Origin of the sequence: Nocardia sp. SSK8, assembly GCF_037034205.1 — a bacterium.
In the GTDB taxonomy this organism is placed as follows: Bacteria; Actinomycetota; Actinomycetes; order Mycobacteriales; family Mycobacteriaceae; genus Nocardia.
In genome coordinates this window covers 75,723-91,955 of record NZ_JBAGKD010000015.1, presented here as the reverse complement: position 1 = coordinate 91,955, position 16,233 = coordinate 75,723, and the positions used below count along the sequence as shown (strand labels likewise).

The window sequence follows — 16,233 nt, the reverse complement described above, 5'->3', positions numbered from 1 at the left end:
ACTGGCGGCGACCTTTATCATGCCGACGGGCTGGGGGGTGGAATAGGTCGAAAGTCGTCCGGAATACCGGGTGTCGGCATGGTGACCGGGGGGAATCGACAGTGCCTGGACGTTCCGGTGGTGCGCGAGTGCGGCCCGGATTCGGGACGGGTGCCGAGCCGCGACTATTATTCGGGCATTGCCCGTATTCGGGCCGCGCGCGAACTTCCCGCCGGTCCGGCGGCGGCCGCGCCGGATACAGTGTCGCGGCGCGCGACCGGGCCGGTGCCGCCCGGATTCCGGCCGCCCGCGACGATCTCGAAAGGGAATGCGATGGATATGAGATTGGATTCCCCGACCATCCCGCCCGCGGTGCTGACGGGAGTGGTCGAGATCGGCCAACGGGAAGGGTGTGACACGGCCGCCTGGTTCGTCGGCACCGGCCTGGAGGTGACGCAGCTGCTCACCGCCGCGACGATGAAGGTGTCCTTTCGGCAGGCGGTCGACGTCCTGCGCCGGGCCCTGGACGACATGCCGGATCGCTCCCTGGGGATGCAGGTCGGTGGCCGCGACATGCTGTTGTCGATGGGGATGCTCGGCGTGGCCATGCGGTCGTGCGCCTCGGTGGCCGAGGCGATGGCGCTGGGGCTCGAACTGCACGAAGCCTCGGGCAGCCTGATGGACCTCGAGGTCGAGAACCTGGATCAGGATGTCGCGCTGAGAATGCGGGAACGATACCCGGAACCGCGGCTGCTCCGATTCCTGTGCGAGGAGGCGCTGGCGAGCACCGTGGTGTTCCTGCGGTCGGTGTTCGGCCGTGAATGGTCGCCTCTCCGCATCGAACTCGCGTATCCGCCACCGGTCTATGTGAAGCAGTACTACAGCTTCTTCCGCTGTCCGATCGTCTTCTCCGCCAGTGCCAACCGGCTGGTGGTGCCCGCGGCCGAGCTGGCGCTGCCGTTCCCGACGCGGAGCGAGTCGACCCGCGCCATCGCCGTCGACGCCTGTCGCCGGCTGCTCGATATCGGGCGCGGCGGACCGACCATCACGACCGCGGTGGAAACCGTGCTGGAACGGGACCTGCGCACCGGTGTGACGATGGCGGAGGTGGCGGGGCATCTGCACGTCACCGAACGCACCCTGCGCAGGCAACTCACCACGGAGGGCGCGAGTTTCAGCGATATCCGGGACCGGGTGCGGGAACGTCGCGCACGCTTCCTGCTCCGCGAATCCGACCTGGCGATCGGCAATATCGCCCAGGAAGTCGGCTACAGCGACATCCGCGAGTTCCGCCGTGCCTACATCCGCTGGACAGGTCACCCGCCGAGTGAGACCCGGCGGCGGGGCGGGGCCCCGGAATAGGCGTACGCACACCACGCCCGGCCTGCCGGGACAGGCAAGCCGGGCGGCGGCGGGAGGCCGGTTCACACCGGCATGTGCTCCTCGTACCACTGTGCGGCATCGATGATCGCCGTGGCGATATCGCCGGGGTCGTAGCCGAGGTCCTTGGTCGCCTTGGCGCTGGAGGCCGCCTGCGGCAGCGACAGATACCTGGCCAGGCCGGAATCCACCTCGGGTGCCTTCCGGGTCACCAGCCCGGTGAGATCGCCGGCGGCGGCCGCCGCCGAGAGCACCTGCCGGGGCAGGCGCAGCGGCATCTTCTTCGCACCGACCAACTTCGCGATCCGGGTGAAGACGTCGTGGTAGCTGCTGTTGAAGCCGGCCAGAATGTAGCTCTCGCCGGTGCCTCCCGATTCCAGCGCTCTGACCATGCCGCTGGCCACCGATCGGACATCGCACCAGGAGGTGGTGCCGGGCGGGCAGGGATAGCGCTCGCCCTGCTGCATGGCCCGGATCACCCGGCCGATCTGCAGGGTGAAGTCGAACGGGCCGATCATGAAACCCGGATACACGACGACCAGGTCGAGTCCGCGCTCCAAGCGGCGCCGCACGGCCACCTCACCGGCGAGTTTGGTGTCGGCGTAGTGGTATCCGATACCGGTGAACAGATGGCTGCCGCCGTTCTCGTCGACCGGGCTGCCATCGGGGAAGTAGCCGAGGACGTCGGTGGTGCTGGTGTGCAGGAAGCGCCGCACCCCGGCCTCGAGCGCCGCATCGGCGAGCAGCGCGGGGACGACCGCGTTGACCAGGCGGCGCCGCTCGGCCAGGCCCGACCAGGTGGACGTGTCACCGGCGACGTGCAGGACCCAGTCCTGACCGTCGACCAGGCGGCGCGCCGCACCGGGATCGGTGAGGTCGGCCAGATCGATCGTGATCGGCAGACCGTCGAGCCAGCGCGTCGGTGACCCGGGCATCCCGGTGGCCGTGACCTCGTGCCCGGCCGTGAGAAGTTCCCTGACCAGGTTGGCGCCGACGAATCCGGTCGCGCCGGTGACCAAGCACCTCATGCCTTCACCGCCGCCATCGCGGCGCGCCGGACCTCAGCGAAGATGCCGGGCGTGAGGTTCTGCCAGCCGAGCCGCTCCCGCACCGTACGCAGGTAGGCGTGGTAGGCGTGCGCGTCCACGTAGGCCCGGTGCCGGGCGGAGGCGAGGAACTTGATGCCGCCGTTGAGCTTCGGGCGGTCGGTGCGGATGAGGTCGTCGAACACGGCGGCGCGATCGGGCGCGTGATCCTGATCGTGCAGGTACTGCGCGACGATATTGCTGATGTGATCGAACAGTGTGTAGGCGCTCGAATTGATCTCGATATAACCCAGACCGAACAGGTTCCGGTGCTCCCGGTTGAATACCGACAGATACAGATCGGGGCGGCCGTCGGCCCAGTCGAAGTATTTGTCGGCGTACGGGATTTCCCAGTCGTAACCGGTGGCGTAGAGGACCACGTCGATTTCTTCGCGACTGCCGTCGGTGAAGACCACGGTATTGCCCTCGAAGCGGGCGATATCGGGCCGGATCGCGACGTCACCGTGCTGGAGATAATGCACCAGCTGACTGTTGAGCAGCGGGTGGGATTCGAAGAGTTTGTGATCGGGTTTCGGCAGGCCGTATTTGGTCAGGTCGCCTTGGACCAGGCGCAGCAGGGCGCGGAAGAAGGGCCGCTCGAATCGCAGGGGTAGCTGCGGTCCGTCGTTGGCCAGTTCATCGGTGGGGATACCGAACAGATGTTTCGGAATGAGGTGATAGCCCCGGCGGATGCTGACGAACGCCGCGTCGGCGTTCGCCGCCGCGTCACAAGCGATATCGGCGCCGGAGTTGCCGAGGCCGACGATGAGTACGCGCTTCCCGCGGAACTCGAGCGCGCTGCGGAACGAGGAGGAGTGCCGGATCTCGCCGGTGAACGTCCCGGGATGCTGGGGCATGCGCGGTGCCCAGGTCACCCCGGTCGCGCAGATCACGGCCTTGTAGGCGTGTTCGGTGCCGTCGTCGAGGGTGACCCGCCATCCGGTGCCGACCTGCTCGACATCGGCGACCGCGCGGTCGAACTGGATGGCGGGCCGCAGGCCGAACGCGTCGGCGAACGAGCGCGTGTAGGCGAGAATCTGGCGGTTGCCCGGATAGTCGGGATAGGTGTCCGGCATCGGGAAGTCGAAGAATCCCGAGGTCTTCCGGGACGAAATGAAGTGCGCGGACTCGTACATCGGTGTCCCCGGATTGTCCAGGTCCCAGATCCCGCCCACATCGGAATGCCGTTCGAACTGGTCGTACGGAATGCCGAGCCGTTTCAGGGCCCGGGCGGCGGACAGTCCGGCCGGACCCGCGCCGATGATACAGACACGGTCCGGTGCCGGAGCTGCTTCTTTCGTGGCCATTGAACCCTCCGTTCATTGTGAATACCGAAGAAATTCAACCGGTTGTCACCCTGATCGGTGAGGGGGCAATCGGAATGCATGGGGGTAGAACCGGACATTTATGAATTCAGCCGGCCGACGGCACCAATGCGGAATCGTCGGCGACGGCAGCGGTCCGCCGACGATGGAGGTAGACAGCGGCGGCGAAGGCGAGGGCGGCCATGGCGGTGAGGACCGCGGTGGAGGTCCAGAACATGTGATCGTAGAGCCCGATGTCACCGCGGAGGATCATTCGGCGGGCATAGGTCATCGGGGCGATCGGTTCGAACGGCCGGAACAACACGGGGATGGTGCCCGCCGGATAGACGCCGCCGAAGACGAAGATCTGGAACATGAAGCAGCTGAACGCGGTGATGCTTCCCGCCACGGTGCCGAAGGCGGTGACGAACAGCTGGGAGATGATCGCGGCGGCGGCGCCGACGACGCCGATCAGCACGAGCATGGCGGGCCAGCTCTGCGGCGACCAGCCGACGGTCGCGCCGAAGACACCGGCCAGGACCGCGGCGACGACACCGCAGCTGATGCCGATCCAGGTCCGGCGCAGCAGCGCCACGGCGGACTCCCGCCATTCCGCGTCGCGCCGGGTCGGGGCCGCCGGGCTGACCAGCATCCACACGACCACCGCGGCCAGGAAGGCCGTCAGGAGCACCAGCAGCGGACCACTGCCCGCCGCGAGCTTCTTGTTCGTGCGGTCGCCGTCGACCACGAGCTGCGCGGGTTCCTGATTGTGGACGTCGAGCAGGACCGGTTGGCTGAACATGTCGGCGGAAGCGTCGACGTTCTGGATGTGGGGGGCTTCGGCCGAACCGGTCCGCAGTCCGGTGTCGAGCTGGCGGGCACCGTCGTCGAGTTGGCGTGTGCCGTCACGGATCTGGTCGGAGCCGGTGGCCAGCTGGCCGAGTCCGGTGGCCAGTTCCGACATGCCGTTGTCGAGCTCGATGGTGCCCGCGCTGAGCTGGGCGCTGCCGTCGGCCAGGGCGAGCACACCGGCCCGGTAGTCGGCGTCGGGCTCGGTGAGCTGGCGGGCGATTTCCTGGGTTCCCTGGTGGAGTTCGGTGAGCTGGGCGGTGAGCCCGGCCGGGTTGGTGCCGCGGAACTGGTCGAGCAGTTCCTTCACCCGGGCGGCCGGACCGGTGAGGGTCCCGTCGGGGTTGGCGAGGCTGTCGAGCAGGGGAGTCAGCTCGGTGGCGAAGCGGTCGGCGGTGCCGAGGGCGTCGAGGATCGGCGTCGTGATCTGGCCGACGCCGTCGCGCAGTTGCACCGCACCGGCGCCGAGCTCATCGGTGCCGGCGAGGAGCTCGGTCGTTCCGGTGGCGAGCTGGTGCGCGCCGGTGCGGAGCTGTCCGGTACCCGCGGTCAGTTCGGCGGCCCCGGCCACGGCCGAGCCGAGGCCGGTGGCCAGCTCGCCCGCCCCGGCGGCCAGTTCGGCGGTGCCCGCGGTGAGCTGGCTCGCTCCGGTACTCGCCTCGCCGAGGCCGGTGCCGAGACTGTTCAGGCCGACGAGGACCTGCTGGGCGTACTCCTTGCCGATCGAGGCGCTGATCTGCTGCTGGGCGCGGAGCAGGACCATATCGGCGATGGTGCTGCCGAGAACGCCGTTGAAGTCGTTGTGGTAGACCATGATCCGTCCCGGTGACGGTTCCGGATCGGTGACGCTCTGGATGGCCGCGGTGAAACCGGCCGGAATGACGACGGAGAAGGTGTAGCGGCTCTGCCGGAGCCCTTCGACGGCCTCGGTGCTGGAGACCCGATGGAACTGCAGCTGGCCATCGGAGGTCAGATCGTCGAGGATCGCCGTGCCCAGGTTCTCCGCGCCGTCACCGGTGGTGATCCCCTGATCGTCGCTCGCCACCGCCACCGGAATCCGATCGAGATAGGTGGACGGGTCCCAGAGAATCCACATATATACCGCGGACAGCAAAGTGGGCACGACCAGAAGAAGGACCAGTGCGACCCGGCCGAAGCGATATTCGCCGAGCCGTCTGCGCGTCGGCCCGATCGTTCTCGGAATTGATCGCGCAGTATTAGACATGGAGTTCCTCCGGGAGCAGGGCGAGATCTGTAGCCCGCGTATCCGGTTATCGGCACAGACGGGGCATTCAGCCGTTCCGCAAGAAGATAAGGCCAGGTGACGGGCTATGCGACGGGATCGGTCAGAGTGACCGCATTAGCCCCCTTCATTGTCCGGAACTGCCCCCGTGTCCGTTTTTCGGTGTGTCCCGCCGTCGGCTACCGGGTGAACGGAAAAAATACGCATTTGACCAGTGCGTTACACAACTCGATCGGGAAGGCGCTATTCTTCCCCGCATGTTCAGATTCCCCGGCCGTTTCAGCCATTCCATCATGGCACTGTCGGCAATTTCTTTCCTGGTAGTCGGCGGGGCCGGCCCCGCCCGGGCAGACGACTCCGGACCCGGGCAGATCGACGCGGTCGTGGGCGCGACCGAGTTCCTCGCGGCGGTGCAGGGCGGGAAGCTGCTCGGCGTGCCGCCGCTGCCCGCCCTGGCCGCGGGCGCGGCGGCCGACTACACCTCGCCGGAGTACTGGTCCAACTATGTGCGGGAAGTGCTGTCCAACAACAGCATTCTCGTACCGTTGCCGGTCGACGTGATCAAGCCCGACGTCGTCCTGCCGCACGCCCCGGTCGCCGCGGGCCCGGACACCTCGCCCCTGCCCGCCGCGCCGGTCGACCTGCGCTCGGTGACCTACCCGTGGGCGGGGACGACCAAGACGGTGGAGCAGTACCTGCACGGCACCGGAACCGACGCGGTCGCGTTCGTCCACAACGGCGCCGTGGTGGGCGAGTACTTCGCCAACGGCTGGTCCGGCGAGACCGCGCACAACGGCTGGTCGATGACGAAGTCCTTCGTCTCGACCCTCGTCGGCATCGCCGTCGATCAGCATCTGCTCGCCTCGGTCGCCGACCCGGTCGACAAGTACATCCCGGAGCTCGCTGGTAGCGCCTGGCAGGGTGTCACCATCGAGAATCTGCTCACGATGCGCTCGGGCGTGCACTGGGACGAGCACACCGAGGACCTCGGCGAGAACACCCAGGTCCTGGAGTGGATCGACCTCGCGCTGGACTACTACACCGACGGACGATCCGGGCAGACACGCAACGAGTTCCTGCGGTCCCTGCCGCGAGCCGAACCGCAGGGTGTGCACTTCAACTACAACAGCGCCAACACTCAGGTGCTCGCGTGGCTGCTCGAGACCGTGTACCAGCGGCCGTTCAACACGGTTCTCTCCGAGCAGCTGTGGCAGCCGGCCGGTATGGAAGCCGACGCCGACATCATGACCGACCGGACCGGCGCGGCCGTCGCCTCGCAGGCGCTCTTCGCGCGCCCCCGGGACTTCGCCCGGCTGGGTGAGCTCATGCGCAACCACGGCCGCACGCCTGCGGGTAAGCAGGTCGTGTCCGCGGAGTGGGTGGCGGCCGCGACGACCGGGATGCACCCGGCCGAAGACGCCGGTGACACCGAGCCGGGTGGCTACGGCTACCAGTGGTGGAACGGTGTGACTCCGGAAGGGTTCCAGGCCAACGGTTTTCAGGGGCAGTACATCACCGTCAGCCCCTCGTCGTGTCTGACCGGGCTGCGGTTGGCGCACACCCTCCAGGTCAGTACCGAGCTGGAGTTCGGGGGTCAGGGCAAGCAGGAGTGGCATGCGCTGTACCGGGCGGTCCTCGATCGGCTGGGTGGCTGTCGCTGATCCGATGACCTCCGCACCTCGAATGCCGCTCTCTCTCGAAGGAAGACCTCAGATGTACGTCACCAAGAAGGCTCCGCGCCGCCGCGTATGGCGTGCGGCGACCACCACCGTCATGGCGACCGCGTTGTGCGCGGTGTTCGCCGTGGAGATGAACGAGGCGTCGGCCTCCCCTGGCCTGCAAGAGATCATGCTGGTCGGCAACAACTGGGAAGGCACCGCCGACGTCATCCGGTCGACCGGTGACTTCGGCAAGGTCGGCCGGATCGATCTCATCCCGGACAAGGACGAGCGCCTGCGCGAAATCCAGCGGGACCCGCTGCGGCTGGCTTTCTTCTATGGCATTCGCGCGATGGTCGGGGAAGGCCACGACCAGTACGTCGACGACATGTACACCACGCCCGACGGCACGGCGATCGTGGTCTCGCGGCCGAGCTTCGCCGATGTCGTCTCGATCGACACCGCCACCGGCGCGGTCAACTGGCGGTTCCCGGTCTCGGGCTACCGGTCGGATCACATGGCCGTGTCACCGGATGGCCGACGCGTCGCGGTCTCGGCGTCCATCAGCGACACCGTGCATGTACTCGATATCGAAACCGGAGCGGAGCTGGGCAGTTTCGCCACCGGGGCCAAGCCGCACGAGAACGTCTTCACGGCGAACGGCCAGATCTGGAACATGGCCATCGGCGATGTGAACACGCCGCTGGACAGCCCGGCACTGGACGCCACCAAGGGTGACCGCAAGATCACCGTCGTCGACGCCGAGACCTACGAACTGATCAAGGTCATCGATATGCGCGAGCGCCTGGACGCGTTCGGCCGCGCGGACCTGTCGGATTCGGTGCGTCCGGTCGCCTTCAGCCCCGACGAGTCGAAGCTGTACTTCCAGGTCTCCTTCTTCAACGGTTTCCTCGAATACGACGTCGCCAGCGACCGGATCCTGCGGGTGAAGGAGCTGCCGAAGAACCCCGAGACCAGCGAGGACCGCACGACCTACGTCAACGACTCCCGCCACCACGGGATGTCGATGCAGCCCTCCGGCGGCAAACTGTGTATCGCGGGCACGATGGACGAGTACGCGACGATCGTCGACATCGCCACCTTGCGGGAAGGGCCGCTGGTGCCCGCGGCCAAACCATACTGGGCCACGGTCAGCGGTGACGGCAAGGCGTGCGTCATCTCCGAGAGCAACGCCGACGTGGTGACAGCGATCGACTTCGCCACCGGGAACAAGATCACGTCCATCCCGGTGGGCGACCATCCCCAGCGTGTGCGGATCGGTGTGCTGCCCGCGCACTGGCAGTCGCCGTCGGCGCGGTAGATCTCCCGCGCGGTGGGTTCGGGGCCCCACCGATCGGGTAGTGAAGGCCGCTTTCTCTCGTGGCAACGGCGGCACGAGAGAAAGCGGCCTTCTTCGTCAGCGGTGCCCCTCGACCCGGCCCTTGACGATCTGGAGTACCTGCAGGAAGGAGCCGACGAAGTCCTTGACGTCGGCGGAGTTCGGTACCCGGCTGTTCGTGTGATCGGTCAAGCTGCCGAGCTCGAGCGAGGTGATGGTCATATAGGTCGCGAGGCTCTTGCCCTCCGTGCTCGCGTGGATGGGTCCCACCAGCTGCTGTAGCTGGTCGAGCGTGAAGGCCATCTGATCGCCGCTGGTCGCCAGCGCGTTGCTGAGCAGATCGACGGTGTCGAGCAGATCGGCCAGCTCGGGACCGGTGGTCGCGGCGAAATCACCGATGGCGGCGGTCGCGGTCGCGGTCCGGGCGAGCAGATCACCGATGGCCGCGTTGTTCTCGGCGAGCGCGCCCATCGCGCTGGGCAGCGAATCGGCGACCTGCCCCAATTCGTTCCGTCGCGTTTCCAGAGTCGCTGTCACGCTGTTGAATTCGGTCAGGGTCGCGTCGATCTTGGAGCTGTTCGCATTGAGCTCGGACACGATGCCGGTCAGCAGCGTGAGCGTGTGCGCGAGCTCGCCGCCGTGGCCGTTGACGATACTGCTGAGCTGTGTGCCGATCTTGCTCAGATCGGCGAGTCCGTTGTTCGTCAACAGTGACACCGTGATCAGCAGTTCCTCGACGGTGGCGCCCGCCGATGTATCGGCGCGGGTGATGACATCGCCGTCGCCGAGCACACCGGCGCCGACCGGCCGCTGCGGTGCGGCCAGCGCGACGAAGACGTCACCCAGCGGCGTCGCCTGTCGCAGCTCCGCCGAGGAACCGTGGGGGAGCGAGATGTCCTGGCTGATCTCCAGGTCCACGATCGCCTCGTAGTTCCGCACCCGGATACCGGTGACGACACCGACGTCGGTGCCGCCGATCTTCACCTTGGCCCCGTCGGGCAGATTGAGGGCATTGTCGAAGGTCGCGTGCACGGTGTACGTCGGGCCGCCGGGCGCGGGATCGGGGAGTGGAAGGTCTTCGACGGTGACACCGCACCCGACACCGGACCACGCGATGACCGCGGCCCCGAATAGCAGTGTGGGACGGGCCTTTATCGATCTGATCGTCATCGGCGCCTCTCTGGAGCGACGTTGCTGCCGTGGCGGGGTCATGGTTTGCCGACTGACACGCTGGCATCGGCCCGCCCTGGCGGTAAACGACCGATCGGCACATCTACGGGTGTCCGAACCGGACACGTGCCCCCCGACCGGCTACTCGACGGCTCGGTGTCCGCCGGTCTCACCACGGGCGCTGGGGGAGTCGGCCGACGACTCGTAGGCGCGGCGGTGCCGTCGCTGCGTGGCCCCGGCGAGCGCGGTGGAGACGAGTTCGACGGGCAGCAGCCACGGTGGCGCGAGCACCCGGGAGCGTTCGATCACGGCTTTGGCCACGATCTGCGCCCCCTGCTCGGCGGTGAGTCCGCGCCGGTCCCGCATTCCCGGAGTCGGCGCGCTCATCCGGGTGTGCAGCAACGCCATGTACAGCGAGCTCGTGGTGACGCCGTCGGTACTCAATTCGGGTGCGACACTGCGGAACCAGGTGTCGAAGGCGCCCTTGGAGGCTTGGTAGGCACCCCACCGGGGAGCGGGTGCCATGCGGACACCCACCGTCGAGATATTGACGAGGTGTCCGCGCCCGGCCGCGCGCATCGCGGGCAGCAGTTCCAGCAGCAGGCAGACCGGGCCGAGATAGTTGACGCCGATCGTGCGGGTGAAGTCCTGTGGCCGCTCGTACTGCAGGTGCAGTGATCGGCGGATCGACTTACCCGCGTTGCTGACGATGATGTCGAGCGCGCCGTGTTCCTCGGTGATGCGCCGCCCCAGCGCGCCCGCCTGGACCGGATCGGTCAGGTCGCATCGGTAGACGAGCGCCGAACCGCCGTCGCCCCTGATCGCCTCGGCCACCTCGTGGAGCCGGTCCTCGGAGCGGGCAACCAGGACGACGGTCGCTCCGTGACGCGCGAAAAGGCGCGCGGTCGCTTCGCCGAGGCCGTAGGACGCACCGGTGATCAGCACCTTCTTTCCCGAGACGGCCCGGTGCAGCAGCCGGAGGTCGCGGCTTCGTGGTGGGTTGACCGCCTGATCCGCGAGGGCGTCGAGCAGGCGGGCGACGGAGTGCTGTCGGCGACGTGACATGGCGGCACCTCTCTGTGGCCGCGCTCGGCGGCAGGGGCTTGCTTGTTATTTAGCAAGTAACATACAGTGCGGGAGAGGCACGACGCGGGCCCTGTCCCGCGGCCGAGCGCTGCGCGAACCGTCATCGGTGATTGGAGAGAACCTGTGTCAGAATCGGGAAGCGGGAGCGGGGCGGGTCCGGTCCTGACCGAAGTCGTCGACGATCGGGTGCTGCTCATCCGGATCAACCGGCCGCACCGGCGCAACGCCTTCGACGGTGCCACCGCGGCGGCACTCGAAGCCGTGATCGATGCCTACGAAGCCGACGACGCGCTGAGGTGCGCCGTCCTCACCGGCTCCGACATCGTCTTCTCGGCCGGTCAGGACCTCATCGCGGCGGCCGAGGGCGATTTCGGCGTCTCGCCGGGGCGCGGCGCGTTCGGGATGATGGGCCGCCCGCCGCTCAAGCCGATCATCGCCGCCGTCGAGGGGCACGCGCTCGCCGGTGGGCTCGAGCTGTGCCTGGCCTGCGATCTGATCGTGTCCTCGCGCACGGCGACGATGGGACTGCCCGAGGTCGCGCGGGCGCTGGTGGCCGTCGGTGGCGGGTGTTTCCGGCTGCCCCGGCGTATCCCGTACCACCTCGCGATGGAACTCATTCTCACCGGAAAGGCTTGGCCCGCTTCGCGTTTCGCCGAGCTCGGCCTGGTCAACCGGCTCACCGAGCCGGGCGGCGCGGTAGCGGGCGCGCTCGAGCTCGCCCGGGAGGTCGTGGCCGCCGCGCCACTCGCGGTGCGGGCGAGCAAGCAGATCGTCACCGGCTCGCGGGACTGGACCGAGGACCAGGCGTGGCGCGAGCAGCAGGAATTCATGGGCCCGGTGCGTGCGTCGGAGGATCTGCGGGAGGGCCTGCGTGCCTTCGCCGAGAAGCGGCCGCCGGTATGGAAGGGACGTTGAGATGCTGATCGAACCCACTTTGCGCAGTAGCCTGCTCGCCGGGCAGGTCGCGATCGTGACCGGCGGATCGCGCGGCATCGGCGGGGCGACCGCGGCGATGCTGGCGGCCAATGGTGCCCAGGTGGTGATCGCCGAGGTCGACAAGGCCAAGGCGGACGAGGCGGTGGCCGACATCGACGCCGCCTGCGGTGCGGGCACGGCCTCGGCGTTCGTCGCCGATCTCGTCGCCCCGGACGCCTGCGATGAGCTCGTCGCCTTTGCCCGCGAGCGCTACGGCTCCGTCGATATCGTCGTCAACAACGCGGGATACGCGTGGGACGGCGGGGTGCACGCGATGACGGACGAGCAGTTCCAGGCCATGCTCGACATCCATCTGGTGGTGCCCTTCCGGCTGGCTCGCGCGTGCGCGCCGGTGTTCCGGGCCGCGGCGAAGTCCGATGCCGCCGCCGGGGTGGTCCGCCACCGCAAGACGGTCATGGTCTCGTCGATGGCCGCGACCCTGGGGCTCGCCGGTGCGGCCAACTACGCCGCGGCGAAAGCGGGTGTGCTCGGCCTGGTGCGAACCCTGGCCCAGGAGTGGGGTGGCATGCATGTCAATGTCAACGCGGTCACCTTCGGCATCGTCCAGACCCGGTTCGGTCTGCCGCGGTCCGAGCGTGAGGTGATCCATACCGGGGGACGGGCCATCCAGGTCGGCATGTCGGAGAAACAAGCCCAGCGCCTCGGGATCGAGGTGGACCCCGACGTCGCGCCGACCGATGCCGAGATCTACGCGGCCAAGCCGATGCCGTTCGTCTCCCTCGGGCGCACCGGCACGATCGGCGAGGCGGCGGACGCCATCTTCTGGCTGTGCTCGCCGCTGTCGAATTATGTGACCGGACAGGTCATTCCGGTCAACGGCGGATCACGGGTCGGCTGAGTCGCGTACACTGCGCCGGGCGGGCAGTGACCCGCCCGGCGCCTTGTCGAGTGCTCAGCAAGTAAGTGATAGAGTTTCCGCATGCCCGGCAGCCGAGGAGAATCCAGCACGACGTCGTCGCCGGTGGCCGGGTCCGGCCGCACCGCACCGCGCCGCACACAGCAGGAACGGACCGCGCAGGCCGAACGGGCACTGCTCGACGCGGCCGCCGAGCTGATCGCCCAGCGAGGCGTCGACCGTACCTCGCTGGCGGAGGTGGGAGTGCGGGCAGGCTACAGCCGCGGTCTGGTCAATCACCATTTCGGCAGCAAAGCCGCCCTGCTCGAGCGGTTGGCACGAGACACCCAGGAGCGGTTCGCCGCGACCGTCACCGCGCGGATCACCGAATCGCACGAGGACGCGGTGGACACCCTGACCCGCATGGTGCACGACTATCTCACCGCCCTGGTGGACTACCAGGCGGCCGCGCGGGCCTTCTTCGTCATGTGGTCCGGGGCGATCCCCGGCGAGTCGGCGCTGCGTTCGAGCTTCGCCGCCAACGACGAACTGTTCCGGCAGGGCGTCGAGGTCATCCTCCGCGACGGGCAGCAGTCCCACACCGTCGACGCCGACCTCGACCCCGCCGCGGCCGCGCTGGTGATCGTCGGCATGCTGCGCGGGATGGGCGCGCAATACCTCATCGGGCCGGAGGATTTCGACCTACCCGCGGCCATCGCGGCGGGCGAGCGGTTCGTCCGGCGCGGCGTGGCACCGGACGAACGTCGATAGCTTCGTGTCGGGCCTCAGGCCCGAGCCAGGACGTGGACCGCGCATACCGCGCCTATTCCGACCATGTGGGCCAGGCCGATTCGCGGATCCGGGTGCTGACGTGGGCCCGCCTCGCCGCGCAGTTGCGTGGTGAGCTCCACGATCTGCCCCACGCCGGTCGGTCCGATCGGATGACCCATGGACAGCAGCCCACCGGAACTGTTCACCGCGACCCGTCCACCGATCCCGAATTCGCCGCCGGAGAGCGCGTCGGCGGCCTGGCCCGGCTTGCACAGGCCCATGGCCTCGACATACAGCAGCTCCTCGACGGTGAACGCGTCGTGCAACTCGACCAGGTCGACCTGCTCCGGAGTGACGCCGGCCCGGCCCAGCGCCTCGGTCGTGGTGGCGGCCGTCAACGCGTAGTCGAAATTCTCGGTGCCGTAGACGGTCTCGGACCGCAGCGCCGAGGACAGGATCCGGACCGCGCGGTCTCGCGACAGGCCGAGCTCGTCCATGGCGCGGTCGGACACGATGATCGCCGCGGCGGCACCTTCCCCGAGTGGGCAGCACTGCGATCGGGTGAGGATGCCGCTGATCCGGGGCGGGGTCATGACCTGCGCCAGCGTGCGGGCCTCACGTCGTTGCGCGTTCGGATTCAGTGACGCGTGGTAGCTGTTCTTGACCGCGACCTGGGCGATCTGCTCGGGTGTCGCGCCGGACTCGTACATATAGCGCGAAGCCAGCAGGGCGAAGTGGGTCACCGGGAGCATGCGGCGGCCGAGCAGATCTTCGATCCCGGCGGCCCGCGCGGGCAGGCTGAGATTCAGCGGCTTGTCCACGCCGACGGCGATCGCCACATCGTGGATGCCCGCCGCCACATCGAGGTACGCCTGACGGAACGCGGTGGACCCCGAGGCCGACGCGTTCTCCACCTGCGCCATCGGAATTCCGGTCGCGCCCAGATGCCGGTACATCAACCGGGACAGGCCCATCGCGGTGGTGGCGGTGCCGGTGTAGGCGGTCTGCACCTGGTCCCAGGTCAATCCGGCATCGGCGAGTGCCGCCCGGATCGCGGTCACTCCCAGTTCGGTATACGGTGTCGCGCCCGGCTTCTGGTACGGGTGCAGGCCGACGCCGACCACCCAGGCTGTCCGCAGTCCGCCGGTCATGAGCGCACCTCGTCGGCAGCGGCTTTCGTGAAGGCGGGTTCGACGACCTGGCGACCCTGTTCGTCCGTGCGGGCGACGCTCCAGCGCGCCCACACGTGATCGCCGATCGCGAGTGGCGGCGACTCGGGATGGGCGACCGCCCGGATCAACGGGCCGTCGTCGAGGATCACTTCGACCGCAGTGAACGGTGCGTCTCCCTGGGGGTTCACGGCGACCTCCGCCGTGGCGAAGACCGTCCCAGCCGCGGTGAGCGCGAGTGGTGTCAGCTGATCCTGGGTGGCACCGCAGCGCTCGCAGCCGATCGCGATCGGCGGGAAGTACACCAGGTGGCAGCCGTCGCAGCGCACGCCGTTCAGGATCGGATGGGGTACGAGCGGGTCATACAAACGGGGGTGCAGCGCGACGCGCACGAAGTTCTCCCTAGTGCTTGGTGAGCATTCAGCAGGCTGATGCTGATACGGCCTCGTATCGAGGGGGCCGATCCGGCGGCCGAGGCCATTGCCGCCGAATCGGTTTCCGTGGGCCGCGACGCGGGCGCCGGGTGTTCAGCCCTGTGCGAGTTCGGCGACCTCGGACCAGTCGCGCCAGGTGTCGATCCGCTCGGCGTACACCATGGGCACGTAGTGCGCGGGGGATGTTCCGAAGAACGTGCGCAGTGGGGGATGCTCGGCGTCGACGATGCGGAGCAGCGCCTCGCCTGCCGAGCGCGGGTCGCCCGGCGCGGCGTTGGCGCGCCCGTGCGCGATGTCGCGGACCTCGTCGTAGGCGGGCAGGGGGGCTGCCCGGACGGCCGAGTCTCCCGACCAGTCGGTGGCGAAGCCGCCCGGCTCCACCAGGGTGACGTGGATCCCGAACGGGGCGACCTCTTTGGCGAGGGACTCGGACAGTCCTTCGAGCGCCCACTTCGAGGCGTGGTAGCCGCCGAGGCCCGGCAAGGCCACGATCCCGGCCACCGACGACATCTGGACGATGTGGCCCGCGCGCTGGGTACGCAGGATCGGCAGGACCGCCTGGGTCACCCACAGGGCGCCGAAGAGATTGGTTTCGAATTGATCCCGGATCTGCGCCTCGGACAGTTCCTCGACGGCGCCGAAGAGTCCATATCCGGCATTGTTCACGACGATATCGAGGCGGCCGAATGCTTCGTGGGCGTGCGCGACCGCGGTGTGGACGGCCGCGCGGTCGGTGACGTCGAGTGTCAAGGGCAGCACGGCGTTTCCGTACTCGGTGACGAGTGGCTCGAGTGCCGCGGCCGAGCGCGCGGTGGCCGCGACGCGGTCGCCCCGGGACAGCGCGGCCTCAGCGAATCGGCGGCCGAAGCCGCGGGAGGTGCCGGTGATGAACCAGACCTTGCTCAACGGGGGGCTCCTTCACGTAAATAAGTTGC

At 68.3% G+C, this 16,233-nt stretch carries 14 protein-coding genes; 6 read left to right on the top strand and 8 right to left on the bottom strand.

Annotated features, from left to right (window positions below):
- Positions 1-318: 318 nt before the first annotated feature.
- Complete coding sequence (locus WA675_RS24055; RefSeq protein ID WP_336087385.1) at positions 319-1,341, top strand: AraC family transcriptional regulator; 1,023 nt, start codon at positions 319-321, stop codon at positions 1,339-1,341.
- A 62-nt stretch (positions 1,342-1,403) separates the two neighbouring features.
- Here the strand turns inward: WA675_RS24055 and WA675_RS24050 are convergent, their stop codons facing one another.
- The 3 genes from WA675_RS24050 to WA675_RS24040 all read right to left on the bottom strand — a co-directional run bounded on the left by WA675_RS24050 (position 1,404) and on the right by WA675_RS24040 (position 5,822).
- Complete coding sequence (locus tag WA675_RS24050; protein ID WP_336087383.1) at positions 1,404-2,387, bottom strand: NAD-dependent epimerase/dehydratase family protein; 984 nt, start codon at positions 2,385-2,387, stop codon at positions 1,404-1,406.
- Positions 2,384-3,751 (bottom strand): flavin-containing monooxygenase, encoded by a 1,368-nt coding sequence (locus tag WA675_RS24045; protein WP_336087380.1) that lies wholly within the window; start codon positions 3,749-3,751, stop codon positions 2,384-2,386. The genes WA675_RS24050 and WA675_RS24045 overlap by 4 nt, the downstream gene beginning before the upstream one ends.
- Before the next feature lie 106 nt (positions 3,752-3,857).
- Positions 3,858-5,822, bottom strand: a complete 1,965-nt coding sequence (locus tag WA675_RS24040) for a YhgE/Pip family protein (RefSeq protein WP_336087378.1) — start codon at positions 5,820-5,822, stop codon at positions 3,858-3,860.
- A 275-nt stretch (positions 5,823-6,097) separates the two neighbouring features.
- On the opposite strand from WA675_RS24040, the gene WA675_RS24035 reads away from it, so the two are divergent.
- Both WA675_RS24035 and WA675_RS24030 read left to right on the top strand, forming a co-directional pair.
- Complete coding sequence (locus WA675_RS24035; protein ID WP_336087376.1) at positions 6,098-7,501, top strand: serine hydrolase domain-containing protein; 1,404 nt, start codon at positions 6,098-6,100, stop codon at positions 7,499-7,501.
- 52 nt (positions 7,502-7,553) lie between these two features.
- A complete protein-coding gene (locus WA675_RS24030) occupies positions 7,554-8,819 on the top strand; it encodes a YncE family protein (RefSeq protein ID WP_336087374.1) in 1,266 nt (421 codons plus the stop codon).
- A 96-nt stretch (positions 8,820-8,915) separates the two neighbouring features.
- Here WA675_RS24030 and WA675_RS24025 read toward each other — a convergent pair whose 3' ends face one another.
- Positions 8,916-10,007 (bottom strand): MCE family protein, encoded by a 1,092-nt coding sequence (locus tag WA675_RS24025; protein WP_336087372.1) that lies wholly within the window; start codon positions 10,005-10,007, stop codon positions 8,916-8,918.
- 141 nt (positions 10,008-10,148) lie between these two features.
- On the bottom strand, positions 10,149-11,072 hold the full coding sequence (locus WA675_RS24020) for an SDR family NAD(P)-dependent oxidoreductase (RefSeq protein WP_336087370.1): 924 nt from the start codon (positions 11,070-11,072) through the stop codon (positions 10,149-10,151).
- Between the two features lie 144 nt (positions 11,073-11,216).
- Here WA675_RS24020 and WA675_RS24015 point away from each other — a divergent pair, with 144 nt between their 5' ends.
- From WA675_RS24015 to WA675_RS24005, 3 genes are all read left to right on the top strand, one after another.
- The gene (locus WA675_RS24015; protein WP_336087368.1) at positions 11,217-12,008 is read left to right on the top strand and encodes a crotonase/enoyl-CoA hydratase family protein; all 792 of its coding nucleotides are present in this window, start codon (positions 11,217-11,219) and stop codon (positions 12,006-12,008) included.
- Position 12,009: 1 nt separating this feature from the next.
- Positions 12,010-12,927, top strand: a complete 918-nt coding sequence (locus WA675_RS24010) for an SDR family NAD(P)-dependent oxidoreductase (protein WP_336087365.1) — start codon at positions 12,010-12,012, stop codon at positions 12,925-12,927.
- 81 nt (positions 12,928-13,008) lie between these two features.
- Positions 13,009-13,695 carry a TetR/AcrR family transcriptional regulator gene (locus WA675_RS24005; RefSeq protein ID WP_336087363.1) on the top strand — a complete coding sequence of 229 codons (687 nt, stop codon included), beginning with the start codon at positions 13,009-13,011 and terminating at the stop codon, positions 13,693-13,695.
- Between the two features lie 14 nt (positions 13,696-13,709).
- Here the strand turns inward: WA675_RS24005 and WA675_RS24000 are convergent, their stop codons facing one another.
- The 3 genes from WA675_RS24000 to WA675_RS23990 form a co-directional block, all read right to left on the bottom strand.
- The gene (locus WA675_RS24000; protein WP_336087361.1) at positions 13,710-14,846 is read right to left on the bottom strand and encodes a thiolase family protein; all 1,137 of its coding nucleotides are present in this window, start codon (positions 14,844-14,846) and stop codon (positions 13,710-13,712) included.
- On the bottom strand, positions 14,843-15,256 hold the full coding sequence (locus WA675_RS23995; protein WP_336087359.1) for a hypothetical protein: 414 nt from the start codon (positions 15,254-15,256) through the stop codon (positions 14,843-14,845). The genes WA675_RS24000 and WA675_RS23995 overlap by 4 nt, the downstream gene beginning before the upstream one ends.
- 135 nt (positions 15,257-15,391) lie before the next feature.
- Complete coding sequence (locus tag WA675_RS23990; RefSeq protein WP_336087357.1) at positions 15,392-16,204, bottom strand: oxidoreductase; 813 nt, start codon at positions 16,202-16,204, stop codon at positions 15,392-15,394.
- Positions 16,205-16,233 lie beyond the last annotated feature (29 nt).